The sequence below is a fragment of the Bellilinea sp. genome (assembly GCF_053501535.1).
Window position 1 is genome coordinate 1 of the sequence record NZ_JBRCOK010000040.1, and the last position, 15,418, is coordinate 15,418.

At 58.9% G+C, this 15,418-nt stretch carries 18 protein-coding genes; 9 read left to right on the top strand and 9 right to left on the bottom strand.

All coding sequences use genetic code 11. The annotated features are described in order from the left end of the window. Positions 1–119 precede the first annotated feature (119 nt). Complete coding sequence (locus ACWIZX_RS04670) at positions 120–1,190, top strand: Mrp/NBP35 family ATP-binding protein (protein ID WP_448334959.1); 1,071 nt, start codon at positions 120–122, stop codon at positions 1,188–1,190. Here the strand turns inward: ACWIZX_RS04670 and ACWIZX_RS04675 are convergent. Next, a complete protein-coding gene (locus tag ACWIZX_RS04675) occupies positions 1,187–1,366 on the bottom strand; it encodes a hypothetical protein (protein WP_448334960.1) in 180 nt (59 codons plus the stop codon). The two genes, ACWIZX_RS04670 and ACWIZX_RS04675, sit on opposite strands and share 4 nt — an antisense overlap. Before the next feature lie 120 nt (positions 1,367–1,486). Here ACWIZX_RS04675 and ACWIZX_RS04680 point away from each other — a divergent pair, with 120 nt between their 5' ends. From ACWIZX_RS04680 to ACWIZX_RS04700, 5 genes are read left to right on the top strand one after another with little or no spacing between them, the layout of a single operon-like run. Continuing rightward, positions 1,487–2,371, top strand: coding sequence for a DUF5666 domain-containing protein (locus ACWIZX_RS04680; protein ID WP_448334961.1), 885 nt, complete (start codon positions 1,487–1,489; stop codon positions 2,369–2,371). Next, on the top strand, positions 2,368–3,069 hold the full coding sequence (locus ACWIZX_RS04685) for a sigma-70 family RNA polymerase sigma factor (RefSeq protein WP_448334962.1): 702 nt from the start codon (positions 2,368–2,370) through the stop codon (positions 3,067–3,069). Before ACWIZX_RS04680 ends, ACWIZX_RS04685 begins: the two co-directional genes overlap by 4 nt. Positions 3,070–3,072: 3 nt before the next feature. Beyond that, a complete protein-coding gene (locus ACWIZX_RS04690; protein ID WP_448334963.1) occupies positions 3,073–4,200 on the top strand; it encodes a DUF5667 domain-containing protein in 1,128 nt (375 codons plus the stop codon). Next, positions 4,190–4,420: a hypothetical protein gene (locus ACWIZX_RS04695; protein ID WP_448334964.1), complete on the top strand. Its 231-nt coding sequence runs from the start codon at positions 4,190–4,192 to the stop codon at positions 4,418–4,420. Before ACWIZX_RS04690 ends, ACWIZX_RS04695 begins: the two co-directional genes overlap by 11 nt. Continuing rightward, positions 4,368–4,823 (top strand): hypothetical protein, encoded by a 456-nt coding sequence (locus tag ACWIZX_RS04700; protein WP_448334965.1) that lies wholly within the window; start codon positions 4,368–4,370, stop codon positions 4,821–4,823. Before ACWIZX_RS04695 ends, ACWIZX_RS04700 begins: the two co-directional genes overlap by 53 nt. Here ACWIZX_RS04700 and ACWIZX_RS04705 read toward each other — a convergent pair. The 8 genes from ACWIZX_RS04705 to ACWIZX_RS04740 are packed head-to-tail and all read right to left on the bottom strand — an operon-like array spanning position 4,820 to position 11,862. Continuing rightward, on the bottom strand, positions 4,820–6,151 hold the full coding sequence (locus tag ACWIZX_RS04705) for a YbhB/YbcL family Raf kinase inhibitor-like protein (protein ID WP_448334966.1): 1,332 nt from the start codon (positions 6,149–6,151) through the stop codon (positions 4,820–4,822). The two genes, ACWIZX_RS04700 and ACWIZX_RS04705, sit on opposite strands and share 4 nt — an antisense overlap. A gap of 11 nt (positions 6,152–6,162) precedes the next feature. Next, positions 6,163–7,074, bottom strand: a complete 912-nt coding sequence (locus ACWIZX_RS04710) for a PH domain-containing protein (protein ID WP_448334967.1) — start codon at positions 7,072–7,074, stop codon at positions 6,163–6,165. 2 nt (positions 7,075–7,076) lie between these two features. Continuing rightward, a complete protein-coding gene (locus tag ACWIZX_RS04715; RefSeq protein WP_448334968.1) occupies positions 7,077–8,267 on the bottom strand; it encodes a DegT/DnrJ/EryC1/StrS family aminotransferase in 1,191 nt (396 codons plus the stop codon). 54 nt (positions 8,268–8,321) lie between these two features. Beyond that, positions 8,322–9,071 (bottom strand): CPBP family intramembrane glutamic endopeptidase, encoded by a 750-nt coding sequence (locus ACWIZX_RS04720; protein WP_448334969.1) that lies wholly within the window; start codon positions 9,069–9,071, stop codon positions 8,322–8,324. Between the two features lie 3 nt (positions 9,072–9,074). Then, on the bottom strand, positions 9,075–9,512 hold the full coding sequence (locus ACWIZX_RS04725) for a bactofilin family protein (protein ID WP_322793375.1): 438 nt from the start codon (positions 9,510–9,512) through the stop codon (positions 9,075–9,077). A 22-nt stretch (positions 9,513–9,534) separates the two neighbouring features. Next, positions 9,535–10,212 carry an acetyltransferase gene (locus tag ACWIZX_RS04730; protein ID WP_448334970.1) on the bottom strand — a complete coding sequence of 226 codons (678 nt, stop codon included), beginning with the start codon at positions 10,210–10,212 and terminating at the stop codon, positions 9,535–9,537. Between the two features lie 19 nt (positions 10,213–10,231). After that, on the bottom strand, positions 10,232–11,002 hold the full coding sequence (locus ACWIZX_RS04735; RefSeq protein ID WP_448334971.1) for a nucleoside phosphorylase: 771 nt from the start codon (positions 11,000–11,002) through the stop codon (positions 10,232–10,234). Continuing rightward, entirely contained in the window at positions 10,999–11,862 is an 864-nt protein-coding gene (locus tag ACWIZX_RS04740; RefSeq protein WP_322793474.1) for a DNA-methyltransferase, read from the bottom strand. Before ACWIZX_RS04740 ends, ACWIZX_RS04735 begins: the two co-directional genes overlap by 4 nt. 144 nt (positions 11,863–12,006) lie before the next feature. On the opposite strand from ACWIZX_RS04740, the gene ACWIZX_RS04745 reads away from it, so the two are divergent. From ACWIZX_RS04745 to ACWIZX_RS04755, 3 genes are all read left to right on the top strand, one after another. Continuing rightward, positions 12,007–14,289, top strand: coding sequence for an MFS transporter (locus ACWIZX_RS04745; RefSeq protein WP_448334972.1), 2,283 nt, complete (start codon positions 12,007–12,009; stop codon positions 14,287–14,289). Positions 14,290–14,410: 121 nt separating this feature from the next. Continuing rightward, positions 14,411–14,596 (top strand): hypothetical protein, encoded by a 186-nt coding sequence (locus ACWIZX_RS04750; RefSeq protein ID WP_322793476.1) that lies wholly within the window; start codon positions 14,411–14,413, stop codon positions 14,594–14,596. A 39-nt stretch (positions 14,597–14,635) separates the two neighbouring features. Next, complete coding sequence (locus tag ACWIZX_RS04755) at positions 14,636–15,211, top strand: hypothetical protein (RefSeq protein ID WP_322793477.1); 576 nt, start codon at positions 14,636–14,638, stop codon at positions 15,209–15,211. Positions 15,212–15,418: the final 207 nt, after the last annotated feature.

Genomic DNA, 15,418 nt, shown 5'->3' on the forward strand with positions numbered 1-15,418 from the left:
TGGGCAATCGAAAACCGCTACCGTGAATTTGACTTCATGCGCGGCGGCGAGGATTACAAATACCGCTTTGGCGCCCGTCAACGCTGTGTGATGCGCGTGCGCCTGCAACCACCTGCCGCATGACCGCTACCGACGAGATTCTCAACGCCCTGCGCAAGGTCATTGACCCGGAAATCGGGCGCAACATTGTTGAACTGGGCATGGTACGCGACCTGACCCTGCACGAGGACGGACACCTGTCCTTTAGCCTGGCGCTGACCGTGCCAACCTGCCCGATGAAAGATCAAATGGCCTTCAATGCCCGCCAGATTCTGCGCGCTTTGGGGTTTGAACAGGTGGAAATCACTTTCGGCGCAATGACCGATGAAGAACGGCGCGCGGTGATGGCCAGCGCTGCCCCGCAGTTGCCCAAACTCAATGCCTTCAATCAAGTCCGGCGGGTGATTGCGGTGATGAGCGGCAAGGGCGGGGTGGGCAAATCCTCGCTGACCGCGCTGCTGGCGGTGGAGTTAACCCGCCGCGGCTGGAAGGTTGGGATACTGGATGCCGACCTGACCGGCCCGAGCATTCCACACTTCTTTGGGCTGCCGGCGGGTGGCTTGCGCGGCAGCGAGCAGGGTATTTTACCCGCGGCTACCCGTCAGGGCATTCGGGTGGTTTCCACCAACCTGTTACTGCCGGAAGCCGATCAGCCGGTGGTGTGGCGCGGCGCTTTGATTTCAGCCACCATTCAGCAATTCTGGACACAGGTGCTGTGGGGCAAACTGGATGCCCTGCTGGTGGATTTGCCGCCCGGCACTTCGGATGCAGCCCTGACCGTGCTGCGCACCCTGCCGGTTAACGGTGTAGTGCTGGTAACCGCCCCGCAGGGGCTTTCGGCGCTGGTGGTGCGCAAAGCCGTGCACATGCTGCAAACCCTCAACATTCCGATTTTGGGCGTGGTGGAAAATTACAGTTACTTCCGCTGTCCGGCGGATGGGGGCGAATACGCCGTGTTTGGCGCCAGCCATGCGCAGGAAATTTGTGAAGCCGCCGGAGCGCCTCTCCTGGCGCGCCTGCCGATCAACCCGCAGGTGACCGAGTTGTGCGACAGCGGACGTGCCGGTGAGGTGATCCTTCCAGAGCTGACCCCGCTGGTCGAGCGCATTCAGCAGGTCGAAGCCGTTCAGACTGCACCCCTCAAAGGTTAAGCCGTCAGCATCACCAGCAGAATGCCGGCGCTCAGCAGCCCGAACAAAACGGCTGCCAGGCCGTTCAGCCCGGCCTGCAGGGCAAAATACAGCCCAAAGGGGGTCAAAATCAGCACGGCCAGCGCCAGCAGGGAAAGATACAGCCGCTTCTGGCGGTGATTGGGTTGGGCGTTCATGGGTGGAATTGTACCTCACAAAGTTCTTTCCTTATCAACTCTCCTCTACCCGTAACTTCTAAGTGGGAAATACGACTATCTGGGTAGATAAACACAAATTTTCTTGAGGAGAATTCAACCATGAACCAGAAATCGAGTCACTTAATCGGAAAATGGATCGCTCTGGCAGTCTTTATCCTGCTGGGGCTGACCGCCTGCGCACCGGCTACGGCGGATGCCGCCAATACCCCGCTGGCAGCCGCGCCGCTCAATAATGCCGAGTCTGCATCGTTTGAAACGCGCCTGGTGCGCATCGAACTCAACGGCACGCTGGAGCAGATCAGCGAGCAGACGGCGGTGGTGGACGGGCAGACTTTTCGACTGGATGGGCAGTCGGTGGTGGTTTCCGCGCTCAAACCGGGTGATCGGGTGCAGGTCAAAGCCGTGCTGCTGCCCGACAATTCGCTGTATGCTCAATCCGTCAAACTGGATCTCTCAGCCTCCTCCAGCAGCAGTTTCAAGTTCTATGGTTTTGTAGAAGAAACCGGAACGGAAAGCTGGCGGATTTCCTCCATCATCGTTCAGGTGGCACCCGCCACGACAATTTCTGCCGGTACTGGCATGGGCAGTTTTGTCGAGGTGGAGGGACGAATTCTCAACGGTCAACTGCTGGCGGACAAGATTGCACTCGAAGATTCGCCCAAAACCGGTAAAACCGTCACTCCCGGCGTGCCGGGCAGCGGTGAGGTGGAGTTCTTCGGCAAGATCGAGTCCATTCAAAACGGCGTGTACGGGATTGGTGGACGCACCGTGCGCACTGCGGCTGGCACGGAAATCAAAGGCGCGCTGGCGGTGGGGATGATGGTCAAAGTCCATGCCACCCTGCAGGCTGACGGCACCTATCTGGCGCGCGAGATCGAATTGTCGAATGGGGATGATAACAGCGGCAGTGATGACAACTCCGGTAAGGGCGGTGATGACGATGGCAAAGGAGACTATGATTACGGCAAAGGAAAGGGCAAGTGAGTAATTTCTGCCTCTGGATGGGTACAATTGTTCAGGTTGCCGGGTGTACTTTTCCCTACACCCGGCAGCGCCTTTTTCGCAGAGGCTGGAAGTATAATACCTGTGTTGCAGAAAAAAACTTTATGACCGCAACCCCGTCACCCGTTCAAAACCGGCAGGCACAAGAGGCTGCCGAACTGCTCCAGCGGGCAAAACAGTTTGAGCCGCAGGCGCTGACAGCCATTCACGATGCGCTTTATTCGCAGGTCTTTCGGTATGTTTCCTACCGGGTAGATGACCCGCATACCTGTGAAGATATTACTGCCGAGGTATTCCTGCGTTTGCTGAAAGCTCTCAAAAAAGAAGACCTGACCATTGACAATCTGCGCGCGTGGCTGCTGGGCACGGCTCATCATCTGGTGCAGGATTATTACCGCAAGTCCTATCGCCACCCTACCACCGGCCTTGAACAACAGGAAAACCTGCCGGACGGCCGCGATCCGGCGGAGCAAGCCGAGCAAAATGCAGCCCGCCATCAAATTCGCCGGGCTCTTTTGCACTTAACCAATGACCAACAACATGTGCTGGCGCTGCGCTTTTCTCAGGAATTATCCGTGCAGGAAACCGCCAGGGTGATGAAAAAATCGGTCGAAGCCGTGAAAGTATTACAGTTTCGAGCGCTGGCAGCCTTACGCCGCCAGTTGGAAGGGAGCCGGTAAGCCATGAAGCCTGCCGTAACCGCTCAATTACTGGAAGAATGTTTGCAAAGAATGCAAATGGGGGAAACACTGGAGAGAATTCTGGCGGACTACCCCGAGCAGGCAGAAGAACTGCGCCTGCTTTTGGAAGGTGCCCGTCTGGCTCAGGCCAATGCCCTCTACCTGCCGCCCACCAGCGGGCAGCAGCGCAGCCGGGCCCAATTTCTGGAGGAGGCTGCCCGTCAGGCTCGCTCACAGCCAAAATTTGCTTTTCCGCAGCTGCGTTTTGCCTCGCTGCTGCTCTCAGCAGTGATTCTGATGCTGGTGGGGGGGTTTACCCTCACGCTGGCTTCCGGCCGTTCGCTGCCCGGTCAGCCGTTGTACGGCGTCAAACGCTCGGTGGAGCAGGCGCAGCTGGCGTTGAGCGGCGATGCTCTCGCACGCATCCGCTTGGAAGATACCTTTGACCAGCGGCGGGCAGAAGAAGTGCGCCAGTTGATTCTTTCCGGCAAAGAACAGCCGGTCGAATTCAGCGGTTTTCTCACCCGGCGCATTCAAGACGGCTCCAATCAATGGTCAGCCGGCGGTATTGACTTCACCCTCAGCGGTGATTTGCAGCGTTCTGCCGGCTCAATGGGCGGCGCTTATGTGGATATCCGCGGTTTTGTGCGCGGTCAGCAGGGTTTGGAAGTCACCGAAATGCGTCTGCGGCTCTACCAAATCGGTGGCATTCTTCAGGCGCAAAATGAATACGAATGGACGGTGGAAGGGGTACGCCTGCGCCTGCCCAGCCTGGCGGAACTGGACGGAACACCCGAAGTGGGCAAACCGATTTCGGTAACGGCCATCCGCGTTGGCGAAAATGACTTTCTGGCCCTCAGCGCGCGGGTTGGGCGTTTGAACGCCCCAGCCACACCGACTTTCACGCCCAATCTCATCACACCGACCCTGACGCAAACCCCCACTATCCCGCTTACCCTTACCTCGACCCCGTCGCCTTCTGCCACACTTCGCCCGCAGGTCACCGCCAGCCCTGATGACGACCTGTATAAGAATAATACCAATGACAAAGGTGGGGATGACTCCGGCGGCAAAGGCGGAGATGATTCCAGCAAGGGCCGCGGCAGTGATGATAACGGCGATGGCTATTGATGGTATACTAAAAATCATGGAAAACCAGCAGCGATCGGTTCAAAAAGTGGTGCGAATACGCTCGCTTTATGCGCCCAAGGAAGATGCAGACTGGTGGCGCAGCCAGCCTTACACGGCGCGCCTGGCCGCGCTGGAGGAAATTCGCCAGGAAGTTCACCGGTGGAAATATGGCACTCAGCCCCGATTTCAAAGAGTTTATCGAATCGTTAAACTCAAGTGAAGTGCGCTATCTGGTGGTTGGGGGATACGCGGTTGCTTTTCACGGATATCCGCGATACACCAAAGACCTGGATATCTGGATTGAAAATACACCTGAAAATGCAAGCCGTGTACTGGCTGCTTTGCAGCGGTTTGGTTTTGGCTCGCTGGACTTGGAGGAACAGGATTTCCTGACCCCGGAACAGGTGATCCAGTTGGGTTATCCTCCCAATCGAATTGATCTGATGACCTCCCTTCCCGGTGTAAACTTCAATGAATGTTACCGGGCGCGTATCAGCGTGGAAGTGGATGGTGTGATCGTCAACTTTATTGATCTTGAAAATTTAAAGCAGAATAAACGCACCTCCGGGCGGTTTCAAGATCTGGCCGACCTTGAAAATTTAGAGGGCAAAAATGAAAATTAACGCTGGTAAAGGCCGGTCAGGGAGGCTTGAGCGAGGATGTGGCCGCGCATCAGGCTGGTGAGCCGGGCAGCGTTCAACCCGGGCGGCAGGTCGGGGGCTAAATCCAGCGCGTAGAGGGTGAAGATATAACGGTGCGGCTTGCCCGGCGGCGGACAGGGCCCGCCGTAACCGATTCTTCCAAAATCATTGCGCCCCTGCGAACCGCCGCCGCTCAGCCGTTCGGTGGCGGGCATACCCTCCGGCAAGCCGGTCGTCTGGGGCGGCAGGTTGTACAGTACCCAGTGGATGAACGTCCCACCGGGCGCATCCGGGTCGCTGACCACCAGCGCCAGGCTTTGCGCAGCGGCTGGAACGCCGCTCCATTCCAGGCGGGGAGAAACATTCTCCCCCTCACAGGTGAATCGGGTCGGGATGTTGGCGCCATCGCTGAATTCAGGACTGTGCATCTTCATCAGACTACCTCCTTCACGAAACGAATCAACCGGTGAAAGCATCACCGGCAAAAACAATGCAGCAGCCAGCGCTGCTGCGCCTGCTGCGCTGAGCGTGCAGGCCGCGTTGACGCCGTCATTGTTCAGCCAGCGCCAGCCGCGCAGCGGCACGGTCGGCGTACCGCAGCTGTGAAGCGGGTGGCGTTCGGTTTCTTTGGCGCACTGCGGACAGGTGTAAATGGCCTGCGCGGTTGCGCCCAGCAGCGAATCGATCAGGCTGCCCAGTAAACCACTCAGGGTTACCAGCCCAAAAACAGCCACAACCGGGAGCATGACCCGTGCTGGCGGGAACAAAACTGCCAGCAAAGCGATGAAAGCCGCTCCGCCCAGGGCTGCCAGTGTGCCAAACGGCGTGATACCGCCGGAAGTGCCTTTTTCCACCAGCTTGCCGGTGGTGATTAAGCGCGGCAGATGCGGGCTGAGCACGCCCAGCTCGGTTGCCCAGGTGTCGGCGTTGGCGGCTGCCAATCCGGCGGCCGCCGCCAGCCACGGCAGGGGCGAAGCGGGGAAAACGACCTGCGCCAGCACCAGCAGGCCGGCAATTCCGCCGTTCGCCGCGACTTGGGCGGCATCCCTCCGGCTGCCCTTGGAGAATTTCTCCTCCACGCTTTGTTTGCGGCGGCGGAAAAGACGCGAAAGCAGACTGGATGAAATGAAGAACCCCAATAACAGGACTGCCCACGGCAGCCCGCCCAGTCCAAATACCGCCGTCCCCAGCAGGATTGCTGCCAGCGCTCCGCTGCGGCTGAGCGAACCTGCCACGTACGCCGCCAGGGAAATGATGACCGCTAAACCCAAACCCAACCCAAGCTGAACCCATGAAATGGACTGACTCACACCTTACCTCATCAGGACAGAAGCAGGATTACGGCGGCTGCCAGTAAAAGCAGCGGCGTAAAGGCCGAAGCAATCCACAGCAGAAAAGCCACCGGACGGTCGGATTCGCGCCGGTAAAAATAAATGCCGGCCAGCAGGTTGACCAGATAAATCAAAATGCCCAGCACCGGCAGCAGCAGCACCTGTTCACCGGGGACGGGCGGCAGGGGCTGACCCTGAGCATCGAAACCCAACGAAACGGATGGGGTGGAAGGGATGGCCAGCGCCACCACGATCAGCAGCAAGACGGTCAGAATCAGACCGGCGATCAGAAACCAGCGCGCCGGACGGTCATCCCAAACCCGCCGGGCAAAAGCGGCCGGTTGAGCCGAGTACGGCGGCAGGGGAGTCAGACTGCCCAGTTCGATCATGCGCTGAAATGCGCGGTTGAAAGCGCGCCCATCCTGAGGGGAGATGGCAAACACCCGGTCGCGGGCTGCCACCAGCAGCAGCGCGTCCACTTCCGAAGCCATAAATTCCACCGTGCCCAGTTCGGCAACCTTGCGGCTGCCCAGCACGGCCCCCGGGGCAATCAGCGGCGGCAGGGGCAGGCTGAAACCCAACTCCCGCGCCGGGCGCACCCATTCAATCTCCGGCAGGGGAATATCCTCGGCGCGCAAGCCCCAGCGCAAGCGCAAACCGTCGCGTTCCAGCCGGTAAAAAGCGTTCATCAGTGCGTAACCGCGGTAAAACACCCATGGCAAGGGAGCAAACAACCCCGCGCTGCCCAGCAGCAACAGCACAAACCGCCCTTCCTGAGGCTGGTTGAAGGCCAGAATCAGACAGCCAAGGCTGCCCCCCAGCAGAATAACCCCCACCAGCAGGTGAAAAATCAATCCGCGCCGGCGGGGAGGGTAGAAAACCTGACCTTCGTCCTCTGCCATGTTCACAACACCTGTCGCAGTATATCGCACACCAGTTCGACCTGCGCTTCGTCCATCACGCCGGAAAAAGGCAGTGCCAGACCGCGCTCCCCTAAATCCTCCGTGACCGGAAAATCGCCCGGCTGGTAGCCGAAACGTTCCACCATGTAGGGCTGCAAATGAATGGGCAGGAAGTACGGGCGAACCGGGATACCCCGCTCGCCGAGGCGGTGTGCCACAGCCGCGCGGTCGATCCCGCGCTCCAAACGGACGACGTATACGAACCATGAGGGGCGGGTGGTGTACTCCTCCAGAGCGGGCGGCTCGACTCCGGCAATGCCTATCAGCCGCTGGCGGTACCATTCTGCCACCCGTTCGCGCTTTTGGAGCAGTTCTTCCAGCCGGTTCATCTGAGTGGTGCCAAGTGCCGCGCTCATCTCGTCCAGCCGGTAGTTGTAGCCAAGGTAGGTGTGCTGCAGCCAGGTATCGCCCGGGGCGCGCCCCTGATTGCGCAAAGCGCGCATGTACTGGCCGGCGGCTTCGTCATCGGTGACGATCATGCCGCCTTCACCGGTGGTGATTTGTTTGTTCGGGTAGAAAGCAAACACGCCGTAGTCACCCAGCGTGCCGGCTTTGCGGCCTTTGTACTCGGCGCCCAGCGCTTCACAGGAATCTTCAATCAGGCGCAGGCCGTACTGATCAGCGGTGGCCCGCAGACGGTCATAGTCGGCCGGCTGACCGAATACATCAACCGCCAGAATGGCTTTCAACCGGCCGGCGGGGTGGGTGTTGACGCCGCGGCGCGGCAGCCAGCGCTGAGCGGCTTTGCCGCCCTGCATTAAATCACGGGCTGCTTCGGCAACCAGTGCCGGGTGGATATTGCCGCTGCGTTCTTCAACATCCACAAAAACCGGTACGGCATTTTCGAACAGCAGGGCGTTCGCCGAGGCGACAAACGAAAACGGGCTGGTGATCACCCAATCGCCGGGCTGAATATCTGCTGCCCGCACGCACAGGTGCAGCCCGGCCGTGCCGGAATTAACGCCAATGGCATGCCGCCAACCGGTGAAGTTGCGGAAGGTCTGCTCGAAGGCTTCAATTTGCCCGCCCATGCTCAGGTGGGGGGTGTTCAGCACATTCAATACCGCCTGCCGTTCGGCTTCGGTCAAATCCGGGGAGGACATGGGGACAATGGGAGGTGGATATGGGCTCATGTCAACGATTTTACCGCAAAGTGCCGCTTTTTCACTCCCCTGCGGCTTCCTCTGCTAAAGCAGAAAGAGCAGCCAGCCGGAAATGGCGCGGTAGAGCGCCGGAGCCGCCACGTGGCGCACCTTCAGCATCATCCAGCCTGCCGCCAGACTGTGCAGCACAACCACTCCCCAGCCCGTCCACTGACTTTCGCCCGGCAGCAACAAAACGCGCGGCGCCTGAGCCAGCACAAACAACCCGGCGCTCAACAGCCAGCCGGCAATGCCGCCCAGCCAGCCCGCCAGACGCGGCTGCAGGTAGCCGCGGAAGAGGGTTTCTTCCCCCAGTGCAATCGCCAGCAAAATCAGCAAGGCCTGTCCCTGCTCAGCGCTCACGCCGCCCAACAGGCGCATCACCATGCCGCGCAAGAAAACACTCAACAGCCCCACCGCAATCCCAATTTGCAGCGCGGGAGTCAGCAGCACCCGTCCCCAGCCGGCGCTGCGCAGGGGCTGCCGGCGGTAAACCAGCGCCGCGCCGCTGATCAAGGCTGCCAGTGCCGCCAGACTGAGCGCCGGATACAAACCGCCCACACCACCCCGCTGGACTTCCTGAGCCGTGGCGGGTTGGGCATACATGACGACCGCCAGCAGCACCATTCCTCCACTTAAAGCCAGCCCAACCAGCCCTTCGCGGCGCGGATATTGAAATCGAAGCGGCGGTACGGCGCGCAGCCGCGGACTGATGCCCAGCAGCATGGTGACTGCTACGACCCCCAGCACTTCACTGATCAACCCCATCCATTGAGCCGTGGTCAGCACCGGCATGCGTTATTCCTGGTCATTCTGGCTTTGCCCGGAAAAATCTTCTTCACTTTCGGGTGATTCAACCTGTATTTCTACCTGTTCTTCCATGCGCACCTGTCCGCGCAGGAAGGCACCTTCTTCAGTGGAGAAAGATACGACCGTCACATCACCCCACACCCGGCCGGTGGAGCGGATTTCCAGTTTTTCGGCAAGGATGTTGCCGCGCATTGCCCCGGCGACTACGACGGTGTTGGCGCGCAGTTCCGGGCAGGTGACCCGTCCGGTTTCGCCAATCACCACCAGCCCGCGCACGGCAATATCCCCTTCAAATGTGCCTTCAATGCGCACGCCGCCGCTGCCGTGCAGGCTGCCTTTCCAGTTGATGCCCGGCCCCAGCACCGAAGTTACCCGCTCGGTGGGCGGTGGCGGCGCTGATCCCGCCGGTGGATTTCTGCGAAACATGGCCTTCCTCCTCCGTTTGATTCTAACGCGGCGGATAAACGCTGCCGGCATACACCACCGTGCCGGGCGGTACATCCGCCTTGACGGTGGCGCCGTTGCCGACCCGCGCGCCGCGCCCAATGGTCAGATTTAAGTTGATGGTTGCGCCCATGCCGATTTGGGCAAAATCCTCCACCCGCACGCCGCCGGCCAACAGCGCGCCGGGCGAAAGGTTGACACATTTGCCGATAACGCAGTCATGTGAAACGACCACTCCGGCGTTCAGCACACTGCCGTAGCCGATGACCGCGCAGGCAGAAACGTAACTTTGCGCCAGCACCTGCACGCCGCCTTCCAGCCGCGCCGAGGAATCCACCCAGGCGGTGGGATGCACCAGCGCCGGGCAGTTGAACCCGTTGGCAGCCAGAATTTCAAACACTTTCAGGCGCACTTCCGGGTGGTTGATGCCGCCCACGCCGTTGACGGCCAGCCGGATGCCGCGCGCAAATAAACCCGGCAGCGATTCAGCCCCGCCGACCACCGGCACGCCCAGCACTTCGCTGCCCGGGGTTAAGCCGTCATCTACCACTGCTGCCCAGTGATAAGCCCCAACCGCCCGCACCAGTTCAATCAGCGTTTTACCGTGTCCGCCGCCGCCGAACAACACCAGCGCGGTCGGGTCATAATCCATCTGCGGCATTTGAGCGTTGGGTGGTAGCATGTCTTTTTTATATCACATTTTATAAACGCAGGCAGGCCTGCACCGCCAGCCAGAAGATGCGTTCGCGGTCATCGGCGCGTTTGTGCCAGCTGCGGCTGTCCCAGCCCTCCGGCACGACCAGATCGCCGCCGTACACCAGCTGTCCAAGAGTAACCCGGCGAAATTGCGCCACCGCGAAGAAAGCCGCCGCTTCCATTTCGACCACCTGACAGCCTTCTGCCAGACGGCGCGCGCGGCGCGCCACCGTTTCGCGGTAAATGCCGTCGGTTGTCCATGCTTTGGCGAGGCTGTAAGGCATGTTTGCCGCTTCCAGGGTTGCCTGCAAGGCGGCCACCGCTGCCGGGCTGGCGCTCACTTCCCGGCCGGGCGGCAGGTAATGGTACGAAACGCCCTCATCGCGCACCGCGCTGGTCAATATCAGCGGGTGGCCGGCGTCTATCGAATGGTCAATCACCCCGCAGCCGCCGGCAGCGATGAAGCGGTCAACCCCCAGCGCGATGATTTCTTCCAGAAAACCGGCCGAGAGCGGCGCACCCACGCCGGGATGAGCGACCAGCAACGGCTGGCCGTTTTCTTCCAGCACATACAACGGGTTTGGGCCAATTTCCGACTTAAGCCGACCGATGACTTTCAATCGGCCTTTACGGCGCAGGCGGTTAATCACATCCTGAAAAAAGCACAGCACGGCGCGCGGGGGTGCCGCCTGTGATAGTTGGACAGGGTGCGGTTGTAAAATTGCCTGCTCGGCGGGGTCAAATTCGAGGATGGGTGCAGTCGGTTTTTCGTTCACTCCGCCTCCGGTTGAGAAATTTGCCAGTTGATCCATTCAATGTCATCAATGCCTGCAAACCGTTGCTGCATGATGGCCATGGCCTGCGGGTTATTGTCAATCAGGATGAAGCGCCGGCCCAGTTCCAGCGCCGCCGCGCCGGTGGTGCCGCTGCCGGCAAAGAAATCCAGCACCAGCCCGCCGGGTGTGGAAGAAGCCTGAAGGATGCGCCGCAGGATGCCGAGTGGTTTTTGGGTGGGGTAGCCGGTCTTTTCCTTGCCGTTGGTCGGTACGATGGTATGCCACCAGGTATCGGTTGGCAGTTTGCCGCGCGCGGCCTTTTCTGCGCCCACCAGTCCCGGCGCCATGTAAGGGATGCGCTCGATTTTCTCGACATTGAAAATATAATGGCGCGGGTCACGGGCATACCAGAGGATGTTATCGTGCTTGGGGGGCCATTTGCGGCGAGTGCGCCCGCCGTAATCATACGCCCAAATGATCTCGTTGAGGAAGCACTCCCGCCCGAAAATCTGATCGAGCAGCACTTTGCAGTAATGCACCTCGCGGTAGTCAATGTGAAAGTACAAACTGCCGTTGGGCTGCAGCAGGCGGTAGGCTTCGCGCAGGCGGGGTTCCAGAAAGGCCAGATAGTCATCAAAAATATCCGCATACGAATGGGAACCAAGCCGTACCGTACGGTAACGCCGCCCGCCAAAACCAACCCGATCGCCGCTGCCGTCGCTTTGCGTGCGCAGGCGGACGCGCTGCTGTACCCGCCCGGTGTTGAAAGGCGGGTCAATGTAGATCAATTCCACGCTGCCTGAAGGGAGCGACTGCAGAATGGGCAGGTTATCGCCAAAATAAATGCGGTTGGAGGGCATAGCCTAATTTTACCCTTAGTTCGCCGGGAGGATTGTCCGCCTGCCCATTCAGTCAGGAAGAATTTATCCACCAGCCGGAGGTATTTGGGTTTTCATCGCATTACGATGGGAGAGTGGTCAGGTTTGCCTGGAAAGGAAGTACGCATGAATCAACCTCAAATACCTGAAAAATATTCCCTCCCATCCAAAAACCAGTCCTCCCCAGCCCTCCGCTTAAAATCACCCGCTTCACCGGCATGGCGCGGGGCGGCCGGCAGTGTGCTGGCGGCATTTTTACTGATCAGTGCATTGACGGGCTTCTTCCTGTCCCGGCACGGCGGGGCGGGGATCTGGCTGGCGGTTTCAGCCGGTGTGATGGGGTTGGTCACGATTGCGGCAGGTTTGTTGTTTGGGATGGGCATGTTGCTGGGAAAACTGCCGCTCAGGTTTCGGTATGCCCTTCTGGTTGCCCTGTTTTCCGGTGTTGTGCTGGCTTTGTTGAGCCTGCCGCTTTTGCCGGGACTGGCCGTTGTGCTGGCTGCCGTTCTGGTGGGCGCGGCGCTGCTCGGCGGTGGGGCGGTGGGACTGTTGAGCCGGGCATCCGCCAGCCGGAGTCGGCTTCAAAGCGCTCTGTTTGCGGCTGAATTGAGTCTGGGGCTGGTCGTTCTGGTTGGGGTGGGGGTATTTCTTGGCTGGCAGGGCAGCCCCGTACAGTTGCCAGCCCATGCAGGTGAGCAAGCCCCCTCTCCAGTTGAGCCGTTGAATCTGCCCGACCCCGCTCGGCCGGGTGCTTATCCGGTTGCACTGCTTACCTACGGCAGCGGACAGGACAAACTCCGTCAGGAATATGCTCAAGGGGCTGCCTTGCTGACCCCCAGCGTGGACGCTTCGCTTTTACTGGAGGGCTGGTCAAGCCTGCGCACGGCTTACTGGGGCTTTTCCCCCGCCGAACTCCCTCTGAATGGCCGGGTGTGGTATCCGCAGGCGGAGGGTCGTTTTCCGCTGGTGATTGCCGTACATGGAAATCATCCGATGGAAGAGACCTCGGAAAGTGGTTACGACTATTTAGGGGAATTGCTGGCTTCGCGCGGCTTTATTTTTGTGGCGGTGGATGAGAATTTTCTCAACATTTCAGCGTGGGGCGATGTGCTGTTCTTTAACCGTTTGGAAGGGGAATCGGATGCGCGCGGCTGGCTGGTGCTGGAACATCTGCGCCTGTGGCAATCATGGAACGAACAGCCCGGTAACCCGTTTTACCAGCGGGTTGACCTGAATCAGATTGCCCTGCTGGGACATTCCCGCGGCGGGGAAGCCATTGTCATTGCTGCGGCTTTCAATCGTCTTTCCCATTACCCCGATAACGCCGCCCTGTCCTTCGATTACGGGTTCAAGATTCGCTCGCTGATTGCACTGGCGCCGGCCGATGGGCAGTATCAACCCGGCGGACTGCCGACTCCGCTGCAGGATGTCAATTACCTGCTGCTGCACGGTTCGCACGATATGGACGTGCTGACGATGATGGGCGCGGCGCCGTTTGAGCGGTTAACCTTCAGCGGGCAGGATGACTTTTTCAAGTCAGCCGTTTACATTTATGGCGCCAATCATGGGCAGTTTAACAGTGTGTGGGGCAACAAGGACATTGCAGAACCCATCCCCCGTCTGTATAACCTGCGACAGTTGCTTCCACAAACCGAACAACAACGCATTGCTCAGGTGCTGATCAGTGCATTTCTGGAAGATACCCTGCGCGGGGAAAGGGCTTATCGGCCATTGTTTCAAGACCTGCGCCGCGGACGGGACTGGCTGCCGGATACGCTTTACCTCTACCAGTATCAGGACAGCCGTACGCTGGCGCTGGCAGATTTCCATGAGGATATTGACCTGACCACTGCCACCCTGCCCGGCGCGGAGCTGAAGGGGAACGACCTGACCCGTTGGCGTGAACAAGTCGTACAGGGAAAGTGGGGAGGTTTTGGTTTCAAAGCGGTTTATCTGGGCTGGGACGCTGCCTCATTTTCTCCCGCCAGTTATACCCTTTTCCTGCCGGATGGCGGGCTTTCCCTACCGGATGAGCCTGTATTATCGCTTTCGCTGGCAGATGCCAACGAATCGCCGCGGCCGGAGGGGCAGTCCGCCGGGCGGCAGTCGGGTGAGGTGCAGCCAGTGGATTTCAGTATTGAGGTATTCGACCGGCAGGGAAACACAGCGCGCCTGCCGCTCAGCCGCTATGCCCTGCTTCAGCCGCAAATCCGCGGAATTTTTGCCAAAGCAGCCTTCATGCACGCCACGCCGCTCTCCGAACCGATTTTTCAAACCTTTGACTTCCCGCTGGGGTGGTTTGTGGAAGTTAACCCGCTGCTGGATTTGAACGCGCTTGCCGGTGTGCGGCTGGTGTTCGACCGCACGCCGGCCGGGGTGATTGCAGTCAATCACATTAGCGTGCGTTGAAATCACCTTGAGATAAGAAATGTCAGTTTGGGATAAATCCTTTTTGCATCCGATTTCAGAATTCGGCCCCCTCCTGCGCCTCCCCCAATATTGCAGAAGCGATATTGGGGGAGGTGGAAGGGTGTCCATTTCGCTGCTCACCAAGGGTTGTGCTTATCCCGAACCCACGTTAAGAAACAAAGAAGGAAAGATGGATGCACCTTTAGAGAAGTTTTCAGGCAAACCTGTCCATTCGTCCAGTTTTGATCGGCCATTTGGCGGGTATTCGGGCTTCATAAAGCAAAAAAGGGAACAAGACGGTATGTAAATTCGTCTACCGTCCATAATTTCGAACAAGGAGAAAAAAATGAATGACAAATTTTTTGGTAACCGTGTTTTTTCGATGATTCTGCTGTTGATATTGGGGATGATGTTCAGTGCCTGCAGCGGTTTGAGTGCAGCAGCATCTGAAGCAGGCTCGCTCCCTCCGCAGAATAGCCCTGAAACAATCGTGTACAAAGAGTTTGCCCTGCCCGGCCCTGTTGCCGTGCGATTTGAATTGCCGGAAGGCTGGGACTGGTGGGGTAATGGCGGCAGTCTATCCCCAAACGACGGCAAAACTTTGGCAGGTGTGACAGCGGCTTGGATTAAACCGGGGCAGGATGCAGAGACCCGGTTGTACAACGAAGGGGCATCGGTATTGGAAAAGACGGATGTCAAGGTCGGTGAAGTGGAAACCCACCGCTACATTGTCGAAGAAACCTTTACCAATGCGGCTACCGGTGAGGTCTTTGATCGCAAATTCAGAATGATTTATGCCTTTCCATCTCCTGAAGGAGACATGATCGTCGGTGTGTTTGTCGCGGATACAAGTGTGGAAGAATTGGAAGCACTTTCTTCGGTGGCAGAACACATGCTCATCAGTTTGAAATGGGATGAATGAACGACTTAAAAAGGTGGAAGGGATAGGCATTACCTGCCATTAAACTCCCACACCGAAATATCCACACAGGGACAGGATCAGCCCGGATGCTCCTGTCCCTGTTATTTAACGTGGGTTTGGGATAAGGTTAAACCACGCTGAGCAGCAAAATGGCCCCCTCCCACCTCTCCAACATCGCTGATGCAATGTTGGGGGAGGCGCAGCTGG